Here is a 21,903-nt window from a genome sequence, read left to right on the forward strand (position 1 = left end):
TCCGGTCCGGCAGCAACGGCTCAATGCGTGCCCACTGGGCGTCAGTCAACGACACACCAGACCAACGATCCGATGATCTGAAGGAAACGGCCTAGTGTCCGGTGGTTCATGCTTCGCGCCCATGGTGGAACGGGCGGGCGCTCACGCCCGGTCAGCGAACCGTCCGGCCCACGGCCCTGACACGTGCCGCTGAATGCCCTCAGTTCCCCTGCACTTGGAGTGTCTGGGCCAACGAGCATCACGAAGCGTGCAACTCGCGTCATACCCTCCCAGGCACCTGCCCACATCTGCCATGCGGGCTGAAATCGCCCTCTTTTCAACTGCTGCGAGATGAACGGACCCTGACGCGAAGGGATGCGCACGGACGGTGCCGAGGGGGAGTCGCGATGTCCGGATCGCTCTATGTTCCCGTTCTGCCGACGAAGCCGCACGCGACCGGGGCTTTCCGGCGGCTCTGGCCGGAAGTCAGGGCCGCGATCAGGCCGCTGTGGAACCTCCCTCCGTTGCCCGGCGTGGCCCCGGAGACGCTGGCCACGGTGGTCGGCACGTACGTCGATCCGGTGAGTGCCGTGAGCCGACACGGTGGATGGATCGACGCTCCCTTCGGGGAGGAGGCCCAGATCGCCGCCCTCGCCGAAGCGCTGCTCGTCTACTGCGAGTTGGGACGGCTGCGGCCGGTCACTGGGCCGCACCCTCGACGACACCACCGGCCTGCCGACGGCCGTGGAGGACAAGGGCGACACCGACACGCCGGGTGACGAGACCTGCACCCGCACCTGGTACGCCAAGGACTCCGCCGGCGTCACGCTGCCCATGCCGCGCCGGGTCCAGGAGGTCTCGGTCGGCTGCTCGGCCACCCCGGCCTACCCGCAGGACCTGGTCAGTGACGATCTGACCTTCTTCGACAACGCCACCGACAACACGGCGGTCCCCACCAAGGGCGACGTGACGATGGTGCAGAAGGCCGATTCGGTGGCGGCCGACGGCACCGTCCACTACATCACCGCCCTGAAGAACACCTACGACGCCTACGGCCGCGAGCTGACCGAGACCGACGGCGACAACCGCACCACGACCACCGCCTACAGCCCGGCCACCGGAGCGGCCCCGACCTCCGTCACGGTCACCAAGCCCAAGGTCACCGGACAGACCACCGGCTTCACCACCACGACCACCCTGGACCCGGCCCGCGGTCTCGACCTGAAGACCACCGACGCGGCCGGCTTGTCCACCACCAGCGCCTACGACCCGCTGGGCCGTCTCACCGCCGTCTGGAAGCCGGGCTTCTCCACCTCCAACAACCCCAACACCAAGTACAGCTACAACCTCACCCCCGACACCACGTCCTCGGTCACCACCCAGACCCTCGACGACGACAACACCTACCGCACCTCCATCGCCATCTACGACTCGATGCTGCGGCCGAGGGAGACCCAGACCGCGACCGTCGACGGCGGCCGCACCATCACCGACACCGTCTACGACAGCCACGGATGGCCGGTCAGCACCTCCGACGCCTACTACAACTCCGGTGCCCCCTCCGCGACCCTGGTCGACGCGCCCGACAACCAGACCCCCTCGCAGACCGGCACCGTCTACGACGGCGCAGGCCGCGTGACCGCGTCGATCGCCTACCACTTCGCGTCTGAGACCTGGCGGACCACCACCGCCTACCCCGGCTCCGACCGCGTCGACGTCACCCCGCCGGAAGGCGCCACTCCCACCACCACCTACACCGACGCACGCGGTCAGCTCGTCAAGCTGCTCCGCTACCACGGCACCGCACCCACCGGTACGGCGGACACCGTCAGCTACACCTACGACGCGGCAGGCCACCAGATAGGCCAGGACGACCACCAGGGACACACCTGGAGCAGCGGCTACGACCTGCTCGGCCGCCGCACCTCCCAGACGGACCCCGACACCGGCACCTCGTCCTCCGCCTACGACAACGCCGGCCAGCTGCTCAGCACCACCGACAACCGCGGCAAGACCATCGCGTACACCTACGACGAGATGGGCCGCAAGAAGGCCGAGTACGACATCACCGGCGGCGCCCAGCCGTCGACGGCCAACGAACTGGCGTCGTGGACCTACGACACGCTCAAGAAGGGCGAGCCGACCTCCTCCACCCGCTACGTTGGCGGCACCACCGGCGCCGCCTACACGGACAAGATCCTCGGCTACGACAGCCACGGCTGGGTCCAGGCCACCGAACTCGTCGTCCCGTCCACCGAGGGCGCCCTGGCCGGGAACTACATCCACCAGAACCACTACAACCTGACAGGCACCCTCTCCAGCTACACCGACCAGGACCCGACCACCGTCAACCTCCCTCAGGAGACGGTCGCCTACACCTACGACGCCTTCGGTCGCCCGGTCGCCGTCGGCGGGGTCAACGGCTGGCAGTACGTCAACAAGCTCACCTACACCGAGTTCGCCGAGCCCTACCAGTTCACCTACGGCACCACGGGCAACTTCGCCCAGCAAACCCTTACCTACGACGACCAGACCCACCGGCTCACCGGCTCCACCACCGTGACCCAGTCGGGCGCCGCGATAGCCGACCAGACCTCCTACGCCTACCAGCCATCCGGGAACGTCACCAAGATCACGGACAAGCTGGAGACCGGCCAGACCGACACCCAGTGCTTCACCTACGACTGGGCGCAGCGCCTCCAGTCCGCCTGGACAGCCACCGACGCATGCGCGGCCTCTCCCGCCCCCGGAGCCTCTCCCATGGTGGGCGGCCCGTCACCGTACTGGCAGTCCTGGACCTACGACGCCACCGGCGCCCGGGCCACCCAGGTCGACCACGACACCGCCGGCGACACCAGCCACGACGCGACGTCGAGCTACACCCCGTTCGCCGCGGGCAAGGGCCCTGCCCACGCCGTGTCCCAGGTGGACAAGGTGGTACCGGGCGACTCGGCGTCCGACACCACCAACGCCTACACCTACGACGAGGACGGCAACGTCCACACCCGCACCACCCGCTCGGGCACCGACACCTTCACCTACAACGACGAGGGCCGGCTGTCCGGTCTGTCCTCCACCGGCAGCGCGGGCGACACGACGTACCTGTACGACGCCGACGGCAGCCTTCTGATCCGCCGTAGCTCCGACGCCACCACCCTCTACACCGGCGACGAGGAGATCACCCTCAAAAAGGACGCCACCAGCTGTGACGGCATCCGCTACATCTCCCTCGCGGGGGAAACGGTCGCGACCCACTCCTCCGACGGCCACGTCACCTATCTGATCCCCGACCGGCAGGGCACCAGCACCCTGGCCGTCGACTCCCAGAGCCAGGCGGTCACCCGCCGCCAGTACAAGCCCTTCGGCGAGTCCCGCGACCAGTCCGGCACCTGGACAGCGGGCCAGCGCGGTTACGTCGGCGGCACCCAGGACGACAACACCGGCCTGACCAACCTCGGCGCCCGCGAATACGACCCCGCCATCGGCCGCTTCCTCAGCCCCGACCCCCTGCTGGACCCCGGCTCACCACAGACCTGGAACGCCTACGACTACGCCGGCGACTCCCCGGTCACCGAGTCGGACCCCTCGGGTCTGTGCATGGCCGACCAGTGCGGCATCGGCTACCCCATCGGCGGGACCGGCACCAGCAAGAGCAACCCCAAGCGCTACGTCGACACCGGCCCCGTCGACCCCGGCGGCGCCGGCCACAACAGCGCCGTCTGCCACCACGGCCACTGCTCCGACGGCCACTCCATCGGCTACAGCGGCGGCAACATCAGCAAGAAGACCTACGACCCCCAGGCCGAGTCCCGCGCGGTCGCCCGCGCCAAGGCCACGGCCGACGCCACCGTCGCGGCGGCCAAGAAGCAGGCCGGCGGCCTCAAGCACCGCTTGCTGAACATGGTCGCCGACGTCATCGGCGTAACGGACGCCTACAACTGCTTCACCAAGGGCGACGTCATGGGCTGTATCAACACAGCCCTCACCGCGGTTCCGTGGGGCAAGGTCTTCAAAGCCATCAAGGTGGGCATCGAGGCCCTGGCGATCTGGCGCGCCCTCGACCGCGCCTACACCGCAGTCAAGGACGCCGAAGAAGCCGCCAGGCTCGCCGAGGACGCCCTCAAGGCCGAACACGCCGTCGAAGAGGCCAGAGTCGCGGAAAGCGCCGGCACCGCCGCCGCAGAAGGCGTGGCCTGCGCCGTCCACAGCTTCGTAGCCGCCACCGCGGTACGACTCGCCGACGGAACCTCCAAACCCATCAGCGACATCAAACCCGGCGACACCGTCCTGGCCACCGACCCGCAGACCGGTGTCACGGCACCCGAGAAGGTCCAGCAGGTCATCGTCACCACGACCGACAAGGACTTCACCACCCTCACCCTCGACACGGCACCCACCCGCGGCCCGCCCCACCACACCAAGCACCACACCGAAACCCTCACCACCACCTGGCACCACCCCTTCTGGGACACCACCCACCACCGCTGGACCGACGCCCACGACCTCACTCCCGGCACGGAACTGCGCCAGCCCGACGGCACCGCCGTGCTGGTCACCAAGGTCCACAACTTCCACCAGCACCACACCACCTACGACCTCACCGTCGGCACACTGCACACGTACTTTGTGCTGGCGGGAGCCACTCCGGTCCTCGTCCACAACTGCAATGTCACTTACGTGACGTACACGAAGACGAATCCGGAGACGGGCGCCGTTTACACTGGTCGGTCTCGGGGAATCGGGACGCCGGAACAGATCGTTGCGGCCCGTGACGCGGGCCACCATATGACCGCGAAGGGGTTCGGCCCTGCTGTTCTTGACAAGTCCGCAGTGGCGACCAAGAGTGTTGCCGAGCGACACAGCGATCCGGCGTATCAGGCCATTCGTGGCCGTGAGCAACAACTGATCGATGCCTTCGGTGGTGCGCAAAGTGCTGGCGGCACGTCAGGTAATGCCATTCGCGGCGTGGCGGAAGATAACTCTCTCCGAGAGACCTATATGAATGCCGCTGCGGAAGCGTTCGGTGAGCCGTAGCCCCGTAAACACTTGCGAGGATAGGAGCATCTGAGGATGTCTGTAAGATTTATGCCTGGAGGCGTCCTCAGAATGCCGTTGCCCGATGGGGGGGCCGCGTACGGGGTGATGCTGGCCACGCGTCCTTACATGGCTTTTTATGAGGACACGGCTGTAGTTGCCGACAAGCCGACCAGCTTCGAAAAAGATCCATTGTTCATTGTAGCTGTTCATACTTCGACCTATTCGAAAGGCCGATGGGGGTCGATTGTTGGTCGTATCCTCAAAGGAAATCTTCCGCCGGTGCCTGCGTTTTTTCGGCAGAACGTCCTCGATCTTGCCGACTGTGTCGTTGTTGATACTGGCGGAGTGGAAACGAAGGTAGCGCCTGAGGCGTGCGTAGGCTTGGAGCGTAGTGCTGTTTGGTCCGCTGAGCACATCGAAAGTCGTATCGCAGACCATTATGCCGGGCGCCCGAATGTGTTCGTGGAGTCGATGAAAGTAAAGCTGTGAAGCTCTAAAGACCGTGTCCTACGTGGTGGGGCGATCGTTGTCTCGGCATGGGGCGCGATACGACACCGTCCTGGCCACCGACCCGCAGACCGGTGTCACGGCACCCGAGAAGGTCCAGCAGGTCATCGTCACCACGACCGACAAGGACTTCACCACCCTCACCCTCGACACGGCCCCCACCCGCGGCCCGCCCCACCACACCAAGCACCACACCGAAACCCTCACCACCACCTGGCACCACCCCTTCTGGGACACCACCCACCACCGCTGGACCGACGCCCACGACCTCACTCCCGGCACGGAACTGCGCCAGCCCGACGGCACCGCCGTGCTGGTCACCAAGGCCCACAACTTCCACCAGCACCACACCACCTACGACCTCACCGTCGGCACACTGCACACGTACTATGTGCTCGCCGGGGCCGCGCCGGTACTGGTCCATAACTGTCCGAGGGTTGCTGGCGGGACTCCTGGAAGTCGTCCAGGTAAGCCCTTTACCCGAGCAGGTAAGAAGAAAGTCTGGGACGCTAATGAGGCCGCGAACGGTGGTGTGGCGAAATGCGACCTGTGTGGCGAGCCGCTTGTTAGGCCGCAACAATCACGCAGCGGCGTGACGCCTCCCTCCAACGAAGGTGCAGTTGATCACGTCGAACCTCAATCGCGAGGTGGCTCCGGGGATCCCAGCAACGGCAGTGTGCTGTGCCGGGTATGCAATAGTGAGGTCAAGAACGACCAAACCTATTCTGAGCTGTGGGAAGAGATGGGGACATTACCGAATGGCGGAATACCGGGTAGTTAGGGGTCGGGCACATGAGTGATGAAGGTGCCTCTGCTGTGCCTGATGTAGCTGGTGTTGTACAACGCACCATCATCAAAGGTGAAATGCCTGCGTTGATTGTAGTACACGACGACGAAGGGGACTGGCTCATCGGAGATGGTGTAAATGATCCAAATGAGGAGGAGGCTTGCGGGATTTATCACCTGAGCCACGTTCTTAGCTGGGATGAGACGGTGGCCGAGGCGTTGACCATTCCGACCGGATACGCAGCCACTCGGGAGTCGGCTTCAGATCCTTGGGAAATCAGCCCCTGGGAGTATGAAGATTGATTATCTCCCGATTTTGGATGCTTTTCGCCTCGTGCACGATAAGATTCGCGCACGGTCTGGTTGTTGCTGCCGCGCGGGGAGTGTCGACGACCACGCAGGCTGGGACGCTGCTGCTGACATAGTGCACGGTGGTCCGGACTCCTTGTTCATCGCGGTGCAGCAAGCCGCCAGTGGCCCGGTGTCAGTCCAATGTGTGCAGGGGCCTTACTAGCCGAGTGGAAAGGTGCTTGTGTACTCAGGGAACCCGACTCTCCCCAAGGCGTCCCTCGAAATTTCGGATCCAAATGAATCGGTGAGACTGCTGATTCCCGTTCCGAATGTAGAGAATCGGGTCGATGTCTACGGAGACGGAACCGATGAGCCTGATGAGGTAGTCATCGTTCTGACGGGCGATGAGTCGTGGTGATTCCACAAGCTCTGACGGAGGGGCTCTATCCGGCAAGTCGGACGGCATGATAACTTCTCATCTCTGCGTGACGACCTTCGTCTTTGCGTAGCGGTGAATCGCCCCCTCTCGGAGCGCAGGCCTCGCCGGATTTCGTTCCGGCGGGGCTTCTTGGGCGTTTGACGGCAACGGTGACGGCAACGTCAGCGGACGACGGCTGCGGCGGGCGGGGCGTCAGGGTCGTCGTCCTGGGCAGCGAGGGCGTTGCCGAGGGTGTCGATGGCTTGGCGTTGGAGTCGGAGTCGTACCTGGGCGTAGACGCCGGCGGTGACGCCGATGTGGGCGTGGCCCAACAGTTCTTTGATCACGACGAGGTCGACGCCTTGTTCCAGGAGCAGGGTGGCGGTCGAGTGGCGGAGGTCGTGGAAGCGGATGCATCGGAGGCCGGCCCGGTTGAGGAAGGTGCGGAAGCGGCGGGTGAGGTTGGCCGGGTAGAGAGGCCGTCCTGCGGGCGTGGTGAAGACGTGGCCGCTGTCCTGCCAGGCTGACTCTGCGGTCTCGCGCTCCTTGTCCTGCCGTTCCTGGTGCTTCTTGAGGGAGTGGATGCATTCTGTCGGGAGTGCGATACGGCGTTCGGACGCCCGGGTCTTGGTTGGAAGACGGGTGAGGCCGCTGGTGCGAGTGCGCTGGAGCGAGTGGCGAATGGTGGCCGTTCCGGCGTTGAGGTCGAGGTCTTCCCAGTGGAGGCCGAGGAGTTCACCTTTGCGGAGGCCGGTACGGAGGGCGAGTTCGTACAGCGCGTGGAGCCGGTCGGCGTGGGCGGCGTCGAGGAACTGGCGAGCTTCGGTCGAGGTGAGGGGCTGGAAGCGCCTGGGCCGGGGTGCGGTGGTCTTGACGTTCCGGGCGACGTTGCGGGGCAGTTCGTCTTCGCGGACGGCGTGTTCGAGAGCGGATTTGAGGACCGAGTGCACGTAGGTCACGGTCAGTGGGGACAGCCGCTTCTGGCAGCACTCGCCGATCGCGCAGCACTGCTTCCGTTCGGTGTCGAGTCCCTGGGTGCAGCACTGGCATGTGGTGCGGAGGCGGTCGAGGAAGCTGCGGACGTCCTTGGCGGTGAGGCGGGCGATCTTCTTGGTGCCGAGGCCGGGGATGAGGTGGAGGCGGATGCAGGTGGTGTAGCGGGTGTGGGTGTTCTCGCGGAGCCGGTGGACGGCGACGTTGCCCAGCCAGTAGGTGAGGTAGTCGGCGATGGTGCTGTCGGCGGTGGCGACGGGGAGGCCGCGGTTGCTGTCGGCGATCTTCTCGGCGAGTCTGTCGGCGGCTTCTCTGCGGGTGGTGCCGTAGACGCGGACTCGTTTGCGGGTCCCGTTGGCGGCGAGGACGTAGCCGGCGGCTTCCCAGCGGCCGTCCTTGCGTTGGTAGATGGTGCCTTCGCCGTTGGCGCGGGCCTTCTTGCGCTTGGGGGCAGTCATCGGGCGGCCTCTTCCAGGTGGCGCTGGACGTAGTCAGCGAGGGCGTGGGCGGGGATGCGGCGGGCGCGGCCGATAGTCAGCGAGGCGAGGCGGCGGGTGCGCAGGAGGTCGTAGAGGGCGGAGCGGCCGATCTTGAGGCGGGCCATGGCCTGGGGGACGGTGAGGAGTTCGTCGTCATGCATCGGCTGTCACCGCCTCTGCTCGTGTAGGGCCGCCGCCGATGAGGGTGGCGAGGCGTTCGAGGTCGGGGGTGAGGCCGGTGCCGTCGTAGGCCCAGTGAGCGAGCACGAGGGTCGTCTGTGAGGGCGGAGGGGCGTGGCGGCGTTGCCGGGCGGCCCGGGCGGCGCGGAGGGCGCCGAGGGTGGTGGAGTAGGCGCGGGTCTTGGTGGAGAAGTGGCCGCGGAATCCGAGCATGTGGGCCCACTTGCGCAGGTTCAGGTGCTTGAGGTCGTCGCGGGCGCCGAGGGCCCAGGCGGTGCGGATCATCCGGGCGGCGTGCTCAGGTATGGACTCGAACCAGAGGTCGGTGATCCTCTTCAGCCAGTGGTCGAGGGTGCCGGTCGCGGCTTCGGTGCCCTTGGTGGCGTACTTGGCGACGTATCCGGCAACCTTTCCCTCGGTGATCGTGGTCCCGCCCTGGAAGGCGGCGGACCGGATGACCCTGGTGACGATCTGCTCGCCGAAGGCGAAGGAGCGAGCGCGGCCGTTGACCTCAGGCCCGTCGATGGGCGTGGCCGAGGAGTTCCTTGATGACGACGAGTTCGACGCCCTGTTCCAGAAGGAGGGTGGCGGTCGAGTGGCGGAGGTCGTGGAAGCGGATGCGGCGGAGGCCGGCCTCGCGGAGGAGCGTGGTGAAGGAGCGGGTGAGGTTGGTCGGGTCGATCGGTCGGCCCTGCGCGGTGGTGAACACGTGCCCGTCGTGCCGCCACGTCGTGCCCGCGGCCTCACGCTCGCGCTGCTGCTGCTCGTGGCGGAGCTTCAGCGACTGGACGCAGCGGGTGGGGAGGCGGCGCTCGGAGGCCCGCGTTTTTGGTGGGCAGCGTGGTGAGTCCGCCAGTGCTGGTGCGCTGGAGTGTGCGGCAGATGGCGGCGGTACCCGCGTCGGGGATACGACCGTCTGCTGCCCCGTCGGGAAGCATCGATCATGGAGCGCCCCGAGTCATGCGCATACATCATCATGGTACATACGCTACTCTTGGTACATGTCGATGAAGCGCACCAACGTCTACGCTGACCCGGAAGATCTCGCGATCATCAAAGAGGCTGCGAAGCGGCGCGGTATCAGCGAGGCAGAGATCATCCGCCAGGGCATCCATCTCGCGGCCATGGCCAACCGTGTATGGGACGAGCCTCTTTTCTCCCGCACCTTCCGGGGAGCGGGACGCACTCCCGGCAAGCAGGACGTGCGTGACGCTGTTGCCGATGCGGTGCGCCGCGAGGCCGAGCCCGGGACCGCTGCGTGATCGTCGTCATCGCGGACACCTCCGGGCTGCTTGCGGCGCTCGACTCCGCCCACCCCGAGCACCAGGCGTCGAACGAAGCCATCATGGCTGCTGGGCTCCTGGTGATGTCCCCGCTGCTGCTCGCGGAGATCGACCACGTCGCCACGCGCGAGCTGGGCCGTGAAGCGGCGCTCAGCGCGGTCGACGACATCCGCCACTGGGTGCGACGAGGCCGTGTCGTTCTGCCCGAGATCACGGAGGACCATCTGGGTGTCGCCCAGTCAGTGCGTGCGCGCTATCGCGACTTGGACCTGGACCTCGCGGACGCGGTGAACGTGGCCCTTGCCGCTGAGTACGACACCGACGCTGTACTCACGCTCGACCGGCGCGATTTCCGGGCTGTCCGCCCATTGGGCCGGCACAAGGTGTTCCGGGTGCTGCCCGACGACCTTCCGATCTGATGTCGGATGGCGCCTGGCTGTGTCTTCCGTTGGATTCCACCGGTCGTGACGCTCATATGACGCTCGCGACCTTCGCGGGCTCCCCTGGCGCGGTAGGGAACCCTATCTGACCTGCGGTTTCTCGGATGCGGTTCCCGCCGACACCTTTCCCATGACGCATCGTGTGGAGTGTGTAGCGATCGGAAGGCGTCGGGGCCGACTCAAAGTCCCTGAGAAGTCCCAGGGGCGCCACCACCTCCCCTCTCACGCCGCATTTGTGCAGGTCAGAGGGGGTTAGGCGGCAGTTTTTCGTAAGGCGTTCAGATGTCCCGGAAGATCTCGATCTGCGCCCCGATCGAGTTCAGGCGCTCGGCCAGGTCCTCGTAGCCGCGGTTGATGACGTACACGTTGCGCAGTACCGACGTGCCCTCGGCCGCCATCATCGCCAGCAGGACCACCACCGCGGGCCGCAGGGCCGGCGGGCACATCATCTCGGCGGCGCGCCAGCGGGTCGGGCCCTCGACCAGCACCCGGTGCGGGTCCAGCAACTGGAGCCGCCCGCCGAGGCGGTTGAGGTCGGTCAGGTAGATGGCCCGGTTGTCGTACACCCAGTCGTGGATGAGGGTCTGACCCTGCGCCGACGCGGCGATGGCCGCGAAGAACGGGACGTTGTCGATGTTCAGGCCGGGGAACGGCATCGGGTGGATCTTGTCGATCGGCGCCTCCAGCTTGGAGGGGCGGACCGTGAGGTCGACCAGGCGGGTGCGGCCGTTGTCCGCGAAGTACTCCGGCGACCGGTCGTGGTCGAGGCCCATCTCCTCCAGGACCGCCAGCTCGATCTCCAGGAACTCGATGGGCACCCGGCGCACCGTCAGCTCAGACTCGGTGACCACGGCGGCGGCCAGCAGGCTCATCGCCTCGACCGGGTCCTCGGAGGGGGAGTAGTCGACGTCGGCGTCGATGTTCGGCACGCCGTGCACGGTGAGCGTGGTGGTGCCGATGCCCTCCACCTTGACGCCCAGCGCCTCAAGGAAGAAACACAGGTCCTGAACCATGTAGTTGGAGGAGGCGTTGCGGATGACCGTGACGCCGTCGTGCCGGGCGGCGGCCAGCAGCGCGTTCTCGGTCACCGTGTCGCCGCGTTCGGTCAGCACGATCGGCCGGTCGGGACGGACGGAGCGGTCCACCCGGGCGTGGTACTGGCCCTCGGTGGCCGCGATCTCCAGGCCGAACCGGCGCAGCGCGATCATGTGCGGCTCGATGGTCCGCGTGCCCAGGTCGCAGCCGCCGGCGTACGGCAGCTTGAAGTGGTCCATGCGGTGCAGCAGCGGACCCAGGAACATGATGATCGAGCGGGTGCGGACGGCGGCCTCCGCGTCGATCGCGCCCATCTCCAGCTCGGCGGGCGGGACGAGTTCGAGGTCGACGCCGTCGTTGATCCAGCGGGTGCGCACGCCGATGGAGTTGAGCACCTCCAGAAGGCGGTACACCTCCTCGATCCGCGCCACCCGGCGCAGCACCGTGCGCCCCTTGTTCAGCAGCGAGGCGCACAGCAGGGCCACGCCCGCGTTCTTGCTGGTCTTGACGTCGATGGCGCCGGACAGACGGCGGCCGCCGACCACGCGCAGATGCATCGGACCCGCGTAGCCCAGCGACACGATCTCGCTGTCCAGGGCTTCACCGATTCGGGCGATCATCTCAAGGCTGATGTTCTGGTTGCCGCGCTCGATGCGGTTGACCGCGCTCTGGCTGGTTCCGAGCGCCTCCGCGAGCTGCGCCTGTGTCCAGCCCCGGTGTTGCCGGGCGTCACGGATGAGCTTGCCGATGCGTACGAGGTAGTCGTCTGACATGAGGCTGAGGCTATCTCAGATATGAGATGGCGCCCGTCAGGGGGTCCATTCGGGTGACGCCGGTGACGTTCCGTCAGGACCGCTTGGCCGAATGCGCGCTGTGCGCCCGGAAAGGTCGGGACAAATCCACCGATGTCGTTTGACGTCCGAGCGCGGCGCGTGACGTGGGGGCACATCGGGACCGGGTTGGGCATGACCGGACCGCGCCCATGTACTAGAGTTATCTCGACATCGAGATATCTGCCGAGGCGCACCGTAGCCGCCACTCCAGTAAGGCATGCCTAACTTAGCCTGACCTTACTGGTTCGGCCAAGCCGGCGTGGCGGCACGATTGACGGTGGTACGCGCACATCAATGAAGGAGACTGTCGTGTCGGCGAACAGCTTCGACGCCCGCAGCACGCTGCAGGTGGGCGACGAGTCGTACGAGATCTTCCGGCTGGACAAGGTGGAAGGCTCGGCTCGCCTTCCGTACAGCCTGAAGGTGCTGCTGGAGAACCTGCTCCGCACCGAGGACGGCGCTAACATCACCGCCGACCACATCCGCGCCCTGGGCGGCTGGGACTCCCAGGCCCAGCCCAGCCAGGAGATCCAGTTCACGCCCGCCCGCGTGATCATGCAGGACTTCACCGGCGTGCCCTGTGTCGTGGACCTCGCCACGATGCGTGAGGCCGTCAAGGAGCTGGGCGGCGACCCGGCCAAGATCAACCCGCTGGCGCCGGCCGAGCTGGTCATCGACCACTCCGTCATCGCCGACAAGTTCGGCACCAACGACGCCTTCAAGCAGAACGTCGAGCTGGAGTACGGCCGCAACAAGGAGCGCTACCAGTTCCTGCGCTGGGGCCAGACCGCCTTCGACGAGTTCAAGGTCGTCCCCCCGGGCACCGGCATCGTCCACCAGGTGAACATCGAGCACCTGGCCCGTGTCGTGATGGTCCGCGACGGCAAGGCCTACCCGGACACCCTGGTCGGCACCGACTCGCACACCACCATGGTCAACGGCCTCGGCGTCCTCGGCTGGGGCGTCGGCGGCATCGAGGCCGAGGCCGCCATGCTCGGCCAGCCGGTCTCCATGCTCATCCCGCGCGTCGTCGGCTTCAAGCTCACCGGTGAGCTCCAGCCCGGCACCACCGCCACCGACCTCGTGCTCACCATCACCGAGATGCTGCGCAAGCACGGCGTCGTCGGCAAGTTCGTCGAGTTCTACGGCGAGGGTGTGGCCGCCACCTCCCTGGCCAACCGCGCCACCATCGGCAACATGTCGCCGGAGTTCGGCTCCACCGCCGCGATCTTCCCGATCGACGACGAGACCCTGAACTACCTGCGCCTGACCGGCCGCTCCGCGCAGCAGGTCGCCCTGGTCGAGGCCTACGCCAAGGAGCAGGGCCTCTGGCTGGACCCGGCGGCCGAGCCCGACTTCTCCGAGAAGCTGGAGCTGGACCTCTCCACCGTCGTCCCGTCCATCGCCGGCCCGAAGCGCCCGCAGGACCGCATCGTCCTCGCGAACGCCGCCGAGCAGTTCAAGCTGGACGTCCGCAACTACGTCGACGACGTCGACGAGGCGGGCAAGGAGTCCTTCCCGGCCTCCGACGCCCCGGCCGTCGCCCCGAACGGCTTCCCGAGCAACCCGGTCCCGGTGACCGCCCCCGACGGCACCACCTACGAGCTGGACCACGGTGCGGTGACGGTCGCGGCCATCACCTCCTGCACCAACACCTCGAACCCGTACGTCATGATCGGCGCCGCCCTGGTCGCCAAGAAGGCGGTCGAGAAGGGCCTGACCCGCAAGCCGTGGGTCAAGTCCACCCTCGCCCCGGGTTCGAAGGTCGTCACCGACTACTTCGAGAAGGCCGGCCTCACCCCGTACCTGGACAAGCTGGGCTTCAACCTCGTCGGCTACGGCTGCACCACCTGCATCGGCAACTCCGGCCCGCTGCCGGAGGAGGTCTCCAAGGCCGTCAACGACCACGACCTCGCCGTCACCTCGGTCCTCTCCGGCAACCGGAACTTCGAGGGCCGCATCAACCCCGACGTCAAGATGAACTACCTGGCGTCCCCGCCGCTGGTCGTCGCGTACGCCATCGCTGGCTCCATGAAGGTGGACATCACCCGTGAGGCCCTCGGCATCGACCAGGACGGCAACCCGGTCCACCTGAAGGACATCTGGCCCACCGAGGCCGAGGTCAACGAGGTCGTCGCCAGCGCCATCGGCGAGGACATGTTCGCCAAGTCCTACAGCGACGTCTTCGCGGGCGACGCCCAGTGGCAGTCCCTCCCGGTCCCGACCGGCAACACCTTCGAGTGGGACCCGCAGTCCACCTACGTCCGCAAGCCCCCGTACTTCGAGGGCATGCAGATGGACCCGGAGCCCGTCACCGACATCTCCGGCGCCCGGGTCCTCGCGAAGCTCGGCGACTCGGTCACCACCGACCACATCTCCCCGGCCGGCGCCATCAAGGCCGACACCCCGGCCGGCAAGTACCTCACCGAGCACGGTGTGGAGCGTCGTGACTTCAACTCCTACGGCTCCCGCCGAGGCAACCACGAGGTCATGATCCGCGGCACCTTCGCCAACATCCGCCTGCGCAACCAGATCGCGCCGGGCACCGAGGGCGGCTACACCCGCGACTTCACGCAGGACGGCGGCCCGGTCTCCTTCATCTACGACGCCTCGCAGAACTACCAGGCCGCCGGCATCCCGCTGGTCGTCCTGGCCGGCAAGGAGTACGGCTCCGGCTCGTCCCGCGACTGGGCGGCCAAGGGCACCGCGCTGCTCGGCGTCAAGGCCGTCATCGCCGAGTCGTACGAGCGCATCCACCGCTCGAACCTCATCGGCATGGGCGTGCTCCCGCTCCAGTTCCCGGAGGGCGCGTCGGCCCAGTCCCTCGGCCTGACCGGTGAGGAGACCTTCTCCATCTCCGGCGTCACCGAGCTGAACGAGGGCCGCACGCCGCGCACGGTCAAGGTCACCACCGACACCGGTGTCGAGTTCGACGCGGTCGTCCGCATCGACACCCCCGGTGAGGCCGACTACTACCGCAACGGCGGCATCATGCAGTACGTGCTGCGCAGCCTGATCCGGAAGTAAACGACCGCGGCACAGCCGTTCAGGGCCGCATCCCCGGCGCCGGGGATGCGGCCCTTCGCCGTACCGCCGACCACCCCGCGCACGGCCTCCAGGCCGCCCGCCAGGCTCCGCCGAACCGTCAGTCCCCGAGGTCCGCCAGGTCCCCCAGGTCTCCGAGATTCCCGAAGTCCCCGAGCAGCTTCGCGGGATTCGGTGCCGTTAGCTCCGCCCAGATCACCTTGCCCTGGGGCGTGTAGCGGGTGCCCCAGCGCTCGGCCAGCTGCGAGACCAGGAACAGACCCCGGCCGCCCTCGTCGGTCGTCGCCGCGTACCGCAGATGCGGTGAGGTGCTGCTGCCGTCGGCCACCTCGCAGATCAGCTTGCGGTCATGGATGAGCCGCACATGGACCGGGTCGGAGCCGTACCGGATGGCATTGGTGATCAGCTCGCTCAGCACCAGCTCCATCCCGAAGCCCAGCTCGGACAGCCCCCACTCGGTCAGCTTGGCCGAGACCGCGGCGCGCATCCCCGACACGGCGGCCGGGTCGCGCGGCACGTCCCAGTCGGCGACTCGGTCGGCGGGCAGGGCCCGGGTGCGTGCGACGAGCAGGGCGACGTCGTCCCCGGGACGCTCGGGCAGCAGCTGCTCCAGCACCGCCCGGCAGCTCTCCTCCGGCGACCGGCCGGGGTGCCCCGCCAGGGCCCGGCGCAGCAGCTCCATGCCCTCGTCCAGGTCACGCCTGCGGTCCTCGATCAGACCGTCGGTGTACAGGACGAGCTGGCTGCCCTCGGCCAGCTCCAGCTCGGCCGTCTGGAACGGCAGGCCGCCCAGGCCCAGCGGCGGCCCGGCCGGCACGTCGGGGTAGGTGACGCTGCCGTCCGGGTCGACCAGCGCGGGCGCGAGATGGCCGGCCCGGGCCATCACACAGCGCCGCGTCACCGGGTCGTAGATCGCGTACAGACAGGTGGCGCCGACGATCTCGCCGGACTTCTCCGGGCAGGGTTCGTCCTGGTCGAGGCGGCCCACCAGGTCGTCCAGATGCTGGAGCAGCTCGTCGGGCGGCAGGTCGAGCGTGGAGAAGTTGTGCACCGCGGTCCGCAGCCGGCCCATCGTCGCGGCGGCGTGCAGACCGTGCCCCACCACGTCACCGACGGCAAGCGCCACCCGGCTGCCCGGCAGCGGGATCACGTCGAACCAGTCCCCGCTCACCCCGGACTGCGCCGGCAGATAGCGGTAGCCGACGTCGAGGGCGCTCTGCTCCGGCAGGGCCCGGGGCAGCAGACTGCGCTGCAAAGTGACCGCGAGGGCGTGCTCGCGGGTGTACCGGCGGGCGTTGTCGATGCTGACCGCGGCCCGGGCCACCAGCTCCTCCGCCAGGGTCAGCTCCTCCGCGTCGAAGGGCTCCCGCTTGGCCCGCCAGAAGTTGGCCATGCCGAGGACGACACCGCGCGCCCGGATCGGAGCGGCGATGAGCGAGTGGATTCCGTAGTCCAGGATGCTCCGGGTCCGCTCCGGGTCCTGCGCCTTCCAGCCCTCGGCCTTCGACAGGTCGGTCACCAGCTCGGAGCGTCCGGCGTCGTAGCCGCGCGCCTGCGGGGTGGAGGGGAGGAAGTCGATCAGCCGGCCCAGTTCGTAGAGGGGATGGTCGTCCTGGATGCCGGTCACGGCGACCCGGCGGATGTCCTGCGCCGTCGGAGCCGGCTCCTCGCCGTGCAGGACGGCTTCGGCCAGGTCCACGGTGACGAAGTCGGCGAACCGGGGGACGGCGACCCGTGCCAGCTCGTCGGCCGTGCGGATCACGTCCAGGGTGCTGCCGATGCACAGCCCCGCGTCGTACAGCAGCTCCAGCCGCTCCCGGGCGGCCTCGGCCCGGCCGGACACCGCCTGGAGTTCGGTGGAGTCGCGGAGCGTCACGACGGTGCCCCGGGGGCCGCCCGCGCACTCCGTCGGCCGCTGGTTGACCGCCAGCAGACGCCCTTTGGCGAAGTGCACCTCGTCGTTGGCCTCGCGGCCGGAGGCGAGCAGTTCCACCGTCGCCGGGTCGAGATCCGGCAGCTCCCGCACCGTGCGGCCCTCGGCGTCGGGGGGCAGCTCCAGCAGGCGGCGGGCCTCGTCGTTGGCGAGCAGCAGCCGGCCGTCGGCACCGATGATGAGGACGCCCTCCCGCACCGAGTGCAGGACCGCGTCGTGGTGCTCGTACATGCGGGCCATCTCGTCCGGACCCAGGCTGTGGGTCTGCCGCCGCAACCTGCGGCCCACCAGGGCCGTGCCGCCGGTCGACACGAAGAGCGCGCCGCCTCCGGCGGCCAGGATGATCGGCAGCTGCCGGTTCAGCTCGCTGGTGACGTGTTTGACCTTCAGTCCGGCGGACACGAGAGCGACCACCTTGCCGCGGGTGTCGTCCACCGGCACGGTGGCCTGGACCTCGTGGCCCAGCGGGCCGTGGACGCTCTCGGTGTAGACCTTCCCGGCCAGCGACGGGCCTATGGTGCCCACGAACCGCTCGCCGATCCGGCTGGGAATGGGGTGGGTGTAGCGGATGCCGTGGGTGTCCATGACCACGATGAAGTCCACGCCCGCCGACTTGCGTCCCGCCTCGGTCAGCGGCTGGAGGACGCGGGAGGGGTCGGGGCTCTCCAGGGCGCGCAGCAGGCCCGGGGCGTGGGCGAAGGTCTCCGCGACGGCTATGGACCGGCGCCTGGCCTCCTCGCCGGTGTCCCGCTTGGACTGTAGGACGAGAGCGACGACGGCGCAGAGCACGAGCAGCACCACCAGCGCCACCTGGAGCAGGAAGACCTGTCCGGCGACGCTGCGGGGGCTCTTACCGATCACAGTGCGCCATGCGAGGCGCCTGAATCGGGCAGATGCGTCCGACATGCGGCATTTGTAGCACCGCGTTCCGCCGGGTGGCTATGGTCCGTCCACGGGATGGACAAGGACAGCCTCCGACCTGCCGTGGACCGCCCACGGCTGGCTACGACGGGTCCGTGGCCTGTCAGCTGGGCGTGGTTCCGTCCACGGGTGCTACGGGGGCCCTGTGGTCCGTCGGCGGGGCCGGGTCCTTGCACGGGTGGATACGGCAGTCCGTGGCCCGTGGGCCGGGCCGGGAGCGTGCGCGGGTGGATGCGGCGGGCCCGCTGTCCGTCGGCTGGGCCGGATTCCGTGCACGGGCGGATGGGCGGCTCCGAGGTCCGTCGGCGGGGCCGGGTCCGCCCCCGAGCGCACGGTGAGCCCAGCCCCGCCCGCCGCGCGCCGTCCGGGCCGCCCGCCCCGCGTCCGGGCCTCCGGGTTCGGGCCTCCGGGTTCGGGCCCCCGCGTCCGGGCCCCCGCGTCCGGGCCCCGTGTTCGGGCCGCCCCCGCCGGGCCCCCCGCCCCCCAGTCACGGCGGCCCGGTCACCGTCACATGTGCGGGGCGGAGCAAACGGTCGCCGATTCGGTAGCCGGGGCGCAGGATCTCCGTACAGGTCAGCCGGTCCGTGCCCGGTGCCGCGTGGTGCACGATCGCCTCGTGGCACGCCGGGTCGAACGGCTCGCCCTCCTCCCCGAACGCCTGGAGCCCCAGCGAGCCCAGCTGGGTCCGCAGCGTGTCGGCGATGTCCTTCAGGCCGGGGGTCAGCGGCTCGTGCGCGCACGCCCGGTCCACGGCGTCCACCACCGGCAGGAGAGCCGTCAGCACGTTGGCGACGGCGATCTCCCGCACGGCCATCCGGTCCCGCCGCACCCGCTTGCGGTAGTTGTCGTACTCCGCCTTCACCCGCTGGAGATCGGCGGTGCGCTCCCGCAGCAGGCGGTCCACCTCGTCCGAGTTCCGCGTCCGCGCCCCGTCCATCGTCAGCCCGCCTCCGGCTTGTCGTCGTCGACGATCTCGGCGTCCACCACCTCGTCGTCCCCGCCGGAGGCTGCCGTACCACCGGCACCGGCCTGCCCGGTCTGTCCGGCTTGCCCGGTCTGCCCAGCCTGCTCGCTCCGCGACCGTTCGTACAGCGCCGTACCGATCTTCTGCGCGGCCTGCGCGGCACGGTCCAGGGCCTGCCGGATCGCCGCCGTGTCCTCCGACTTCAGCTTCTCCTTCAGGTCGGCCAGCGCCGTCTCCGTCTCGGACTTCGCATCGGCCGGGATCTTGTCACCGTTGTCCTTGATCAGCTTCTCGGTGGAGTAGACGAGCTGCTCGGCCTGGTTCCGCGTCTCCGCGGCCTCGCGCCGCTGCCGGTCCTCCTCCGCGTGCTGCTCCGCCTCCCGGACCATCCGGTCGATGTCGTCTCGGGGCAGCGCCGAACCACCGGTCACCGTCATCTTCTGTTCCTTGCCGGTGCCGAGGTCCTTCGCCGAGACGTGCATGATGCCGTTGGCGTCGATGTCGAACGCCACCTCGATCTGCGGCACCCCGCGCGGCGCGGGCGCGATCCCGGTCAGCTCGAACATGCCGAGCTTCTTGTTGTACGCGGCGATCTCCCGCTCGCCCTGGTAGACCTGCACGGTCACCGAGGGCTGGTTGTCCTCGGCCGTCGTGAAGATCTCCGCGCGCCGGGTCGGGATCGTCGTGTTCCGCTCGATGAGCTTGGTCATGATGCCACCCTTGGTCTCGATGCCCAGCGACAGCGGGGTGACGTCGAGCAGCAGGACGTCCTTGACCTCGCCCTTGAGCACACCGGCCTGGAGGCTGGCGCCGACGGCCACCACCTCGTCCGGGTTCACGCCCTTGTGCGGCTCCTTGCCGGTCAGCTCCTTCACCAGCTCCGTGACGGCCGGCATCCGCGTCGAGCCGCCCACCAGGACCACGTGGTCGATGTCGGACACCTTGATCCCGGCGTCCTTGATCGCGTTGTGGAACGGCGCCTTGCAGCGCTCCAGCAGATCCGCGGTCAGCTGCTGGAACTGGGCGCGCGTCAGCTTCTCGTCCAGGTGCAGCGGGCCCTCGGCGGACGCGGTGATGTACGGCAGGTTGATCGAGGTCTCGCTGGAGGACGACAGCTCGATCTTCGCCCGCTCCGCCGCCTCCCGCAGCCGCTGCACGGCCATCTTGTCCTTGGCCAGGTCGACGCCGTAGTTGTTCTTGAACTGCGTGACCAGGTGGTCCACGACCCGCTGGTCCCAGTCGTCGCCGCCGAGACGCGTGTCACCGTTGGTGGCCTTCACCTCGATGACGCCCTCGCCCATCTCCAGCAGCGACACGTCGAAGGTGCCGCCGCCCAGGTCGAAGACGAGGACCGTCTGCTCTTCGCCCTTGTCCAGCCCGTACGCCAGCGCCGCCGCCGTCGGCTCGTTGATGATCCGCAGGACGTTCAGGCCCGCGATCTCACCGGCCTCCTTGGTGGCCTGACGCTGGGCGTCGTCGAAGTACGCGGGCACGGTGATCACCGCGTCGGTGACGTCCTCACCGAGGTACGCCTCCGCGTCCCGCTTCAGCTTCTGCAACACGCGCGCGGAGATCTCCTGCGCGGTGTACCGCTTGCCGTCGATGTCTCCCTGGTCCGGGAACCGCCACGCGTGGTCCCCCACGTGCCGCTTGACCGAGCGCGCGGTGCGCTCCACGTTCGTCACGGCCTGCCGCTTGGCGACCTCGCCGACCAGCACCTCGCCGTTCTTGGCGAACGCGACGACCGACGGAGTGGTCCGTGCGCCTTCCGTATTGGTGATGACGGTGGGCTCGCCGCCCTCCAGGACGGAGACCACCGAGTTCGTCGTACCGAGATCGATTCCGACCGGACGCGCCATCTGCGTGCTCCCTCTTCCTCTTCGGCCCGAGTGCCCTACGGCCGCTCACCGGGTTCCCAGTGCACCGGTCCCGCGCGCAGCGGCGGCTCGGGGGCCGTGCCGCCCGGCACGAAGAGGTACCGGAGGCGGGACAGCGGGCTCGCCGCGGCGGCGGCGCCGGACGGGGCGCGGCGGCGCCGGGACGACCGCTCGTGCGCCCGGTCGTAGGCCGCGCGCCGCACGGGGTCGCGGAGCGTCTCGTACGCCGCGCGCACCTCGCCGAACCGGGCCGCGGTGACCGCGTCCACCTGGGTGTCCGGCCGCAGTTCCCATGCCCTGCGGCGGAAGGCGGAGGTGATCACCTCGGCCGTGGCGGAGGGCGCCACACCGAGCACCGCGTACAGGTCCGGCTGCACCGTGCGGGTCACCTCCTCACCCACCGCGAGCTGCGCGTTCGAACCGAATTGCCTATCAATCGGAATAAAACTTGAGTGGACCCGTGTCAAGGGTGGCCGGCCGCCGGAGGCGGGGCCGGCCGCTCCGGCACCCTCCGTCGCCGCAGGTCCCCGAGCACCTCGTCGGCCTCCTCGGGCGGCACCGAGACCGCGACCCGTGAGAGAGGCGCCGTGGAGGGGGTGGGCCACAGGTCGACGAGAACAGCCGGGTACCCACTCCGCAGCGCGACGAAGTCCCGTCCGCCCGGATGCCGCCACTCGCCCAGACAGCGGGCGGGCCGTCGCCGGCCGTGCTCCGGCGTCCCGCGCAGCGCGCGCCACCAGTCGCGCTCGATCCGCGCGTCCCTGATCACCGCGTCCGGCAGCCGGACCTCCCGGCGCCGCGCCCGGAGCCGCTCGCCCCAGGACAGCCGCACCACGAGGTCGTCCCCGTCGATCAGCAGCCGTGCCACGGGAGACCTCCCGAGAGCGGAACTCCGACTTCTC

At 68.5% G+C, this 21,903-nt stretch carries 16 protein-coding genes and 2 pseudogenes; 8 read left to right on the forward strand and 10 right to left on the reverse strand.

Annotation, left to right across the window (positions count from 1 at the left end; translation table 11 throughout):
- Positions 1-386 precede the first annotated feature (386 nt).
- From ACZ4WH_RS36150 to ACZ4WH_RS36170, 5 genes are all read left to right on the forward strand, one after another.
- Positions 387-758 (forward strand): beta family protein, encoded by a 372-nt coding sequence (locus ACZ4WH_RS36150; protein ID WP_468188861.1) that lies wholly within the window; start codon positions 387-389, stop codon positions 756-758.
- Between the two features lie 1,981 nt (positions 759-2,739).
- Positions 2,740-5,013, forward strand: coding sequence for an RHS repeat-associated core domain-containing protein (locus tag ACZ4WH_RS36155; protein ID WP_468188927.1), 2,274 nt, complete (start codon positions 2,740-2,742; stop codon positions 5,011-5,013).
- Positions 5,014-5,064: 51 nt separating this feature from the next.
- Positions 5,065-5,505, forward strand: coding sequence for an Imm26 family immunity protein (locus ACZ4WH_RS36160; protein WP_468188929.1), 441 nt, complete (start codon positions 5,065-5,067; stop codon positions 5,503-5,505).
- A 13-nt stretch (positions 5,506-5,518) separates the two neighbouring features.
- Complete coding sequence (locus ACZ4WH_RS36165) at positions 5,519-6,304, forward strand: polymorphic toxin-type HINT domain-containing protein (protein ID WP_468188863.1); 786 nt, start codon at positions 5,519-5,521, stop codon at positions 6,302-6,304.
- Between the two features lie 11 nt (positions 6,305-6,315).
- Positions 6,316-6,612 carry a hypothetical protein gene (locus tag ACZ4WH_RS36170; RefSeq protein ID WP_468188865.1) on the forward strand — a complete coding sequence of 99 codons (297 nt, stop codon included), beginning with the start codon at positions 6,316-6,318 and terminating at the stop codon, positions 6,610-6,612.
- A gap of 588 nt (positions 6,613-7,200) precedes the next feature.
- On the opposite strand, the gene ACZ4WH_RS36175 is transcribed toward ACZ4WH_RS36170, so the two are convergent.
- From ACZ4WH_RS36175 to ACZ4WH_RS36190, 4 genes and pseudogenes are all read right to left on the reverse strand, one after another.
- Entirely contained in the window at positions 7,201-8,469 is a 1,269-nt protein-coding gene (locus ACZ4WH_RS36175; RefSeq protein ID WP_468188867.1) for a tyrosine-type recombinase/integrase, read from the reverse strand.
- Positions 8,466-8,651, reverse strand: a complete 186-nt coding sequence (locus ACZ4WH_RS36180) for a helix-turn-helix domain-containing protein (protein ID WP_404041166.1) — start codon at positions 8,649-8,651, stop codon at positions 8,466-8,468. Before ACZ4WH_RS36180 ends, ACZ4WH_RS36175 begins: the two co-directional genes overlap by 4 nt.
- Positions 8,644-9,198 (reverse strand): annotated as a pseudogene (locus ACZ4WH_RS36185) (replication initiator); the annotation flags it as partial. The pseudogene ACZ4WH_RS36185 and the gene ACZ4WH_RS36180, both read right to left, overlap by 8 nt.
- A pseudogene (locus ACZ4WH_RS36190) lies at positions 9,194-9,572 on the reverse strand (tyrosine-type recombinase/integrase); the annotation flags it as partial. The pseudogenes ACZ4WH_RS36185 and ACZ4WH_RS36190, both read right to left, overlap by 5 nt.
- Before the next feature lie 99 nt (positions 9,573-9,671).
- On the opposite strand from ACZ4WH_RS36190, the gene ACZ4WH_RS36195 reads away from it, so the two are divergent.
- Together ACZ4WH_RS36195 and ACZ4WH_RS36200 are read left to right on the forward strand one after the other, a co-directional pair.
- Positions 9,672-9,932, forward strand: coding sequence for a ribbon-helix-helix domain-containing protein (locus ACZ4WH_RS36195; protein WP_103815989.1), 261 nt, complete (start codon positions 9,672-9,674; stop codon positions 9,930-9,932).
- Complete coding sequence (locus ACZ4WH_RS36200) at positions 9,929-10,372, forward strand: PIN domain-containing protein (RefSeq protein ID WP_103815990.1); 444 nt, start codon at positions 9,929-9,931, stop codon at positions 10,370-10,372. Before ACZ4WH_RS36195 ends, ACZ4WH_RS36200 begins: the two co-directional genes overlap by 4 nt.
- Positions 10,373-10,671: 299 nt before the next feature.
- Here the strand turns inward: ACZ4WH_RS36200 and ACZ4WH_RS36205 are convergent, their stop codons facing one another.
- Complete coding sequence (locus ACZ4WH_RS36205) at positions 10,672-12,201, reverse strand: helix-turn-helix domain-containing protein (protein WP_468188870.1); 1,530 nt, start codon at positions 12,199-12,201, stop codon at positions 10,672-10,674.
- A gap of 369 nt (positions 12,202-12,570) precedes the next feature.
- Between ACZ4WH_RS36205 and acnA the strand changes: the two genes are divergently transcribed.
- Positions 12,571-15,288: an aconitate hydratase AcnA gene (gene acnA, locus ACZ4WH_RS36210; protein WP_468188872.1), complete on the forward strand. Its 2,718-nt coding sequence runs from the start codon at positions 12,571-12,573 to the stop codon at positions 15,286-15,288.
- Between the two features lie 118 nt (positions 15,289-15,406).
- Here acnA and ACZ4WH_RS36215 read toward each other — a convergent pair whose 3' ends face one another.
- From ACZ4WH_RS36215 to ACZ4WH_RS36235, 5 genes are all read right to left on the reverse strand, one after another.
- Positions 15,407-18,145: a SpoIIE family protein phosphatase gene (locus ACZ4WH_RS36215; protein WP_468188874.1), complete on the reverse strand. Its 2,739-nt coding sequence runs from the start codon at positions 18,143-18,145 to the stop codon at positions 15,407-15,409.
- 502 nt (positions 18,146-18,647) lie between these two features.
- Positions 18,648-19,097: a nucleotide exchange factor GrpE gene (gene grpE, locus ACZ4WH_RS36220; RefSeq protein ID WP_468188877.1), complete on the reverse strand. Its 450-nt coding sequence runs from the start codon at positions 19,095-19,097 to the stop codon at positions 18,648-18,650.
- A 2-nt stretch (positions 19,098-19,099) separates the two neighbouring features.
- Entirely contained in the window at positions 19,100-20,983 is a 1,884-nt protein-coding gene (dnaK, locus tag ACZ4WH_RS36225) for a molecular chaperone DnaK (RefSeq protein WP_468188879.1), read from the reverse strand.
- Between the two features lie 35 nt (positions 20,984-21,018).
- Positions 21,019-21,390: a J domain-containing protein gene (locus ACZ4WH_RS36230; protein ID WP_468188882.1), complete on the reverse strand. Its 372-nt coding sequence runs from the start codon at positions 21,388-21,390 to the stop codon at positions 21,019-21,021.
- Between the two features lie 74 nt (positions 21,391-21,464).
- Positions 21,465-21,869: a hypothetical protein gene (locus ACZ4WH_RS36235; RefSeq protein WP_468188884.1), complete on the reverse strand. Its 405-nt coding sequence runs from the start codon at positions 21,867-21,869 to the stop codon at positions 21,465-21,467.
- Positions 21,870-21,903: the final 34 nt, after the last annotated feature.

Source organism: Streptomyces sp. NPDC029138 (genome assembly GCF_055564375.1).

Coding starts and splice junctions, on each gene's coding strand:
- ACZ4WH_RS36160 (WP_468188929.1), top strand. CDS start 5,065: ATGCCTGGAGGCGTCCTCAGAATGCCGTTGCCCGATGGGGGGGCCGCG.
- ACZ4WH_RS36170 (WP_468188865.1), top strand. CDS start 6,316: ATGAGTGATGAAGGTGCCTCTGCTGTGCCTGATGTAGCTGGTGTTGTA.
- grpE (WP_468188877.1), bottom strand. CDS start 19,097: ATGGACGGGGCGCGGACGCGGAACTCGGACGAGGTGGACCGCCTGCTG.
- ACZ4WH_RS36215 (WP_468188874.1), bottom strand. CDS start 18,145: ATGTCGGACGCATCTGCCCGATTCAGGCGCCTCGCATGGCGCACTGTG.
- dnaK (WP_468188879.1), bottom strand. CDS start 20,983: ATGGCGCGTCCGGTCGGAATCGATCTCGGTACGACGAACTCGGTGGTC.
- ACZ4WH_RS36175 (WP_468188867.1), bottom strand. CDS start 8,469: ATGACTGCCCCCAAGCGCAAGAAGGCCCGCGCCAACGGCGAAGGCACC.
- ACZ4WH_RS36195 (WP_103815989.1), top strand. CDS start 9,672: ATGTCGATGAAGCGCACCAACGTCTACGCTGACCCGGAAGATCTCGCG.
- ACZ4WH_RS36205 (WP_468188870.1), bottom strand. CDS start 12,201: ATGTCAGACGACTACCTCGTACGCATCGGCAAGCTCATCCGTGACGCC.
- ACZ4WH_RS36155 (WP_468188927.1), top strand. CDS start 2,740: ATGGTGGGCGGCCCGTCACCGTACTGGCAGTCCTGGACCTACGACGCC.
- ACZ4WH_RS36180 (WP_404041166.1), bottom strand. CDS start 8,651: ATGCATGACGACGAACTCCTCACCGTCCCCCAGGCCATGGCCCGCCTC.
- ACZ4WH_RS36150 (WP_468188861.1), top strand. CDS start 387: ATGTCCGGATCGCTCTATGTTCCCGTTCTGCCGACGAAGCCGCACGCG.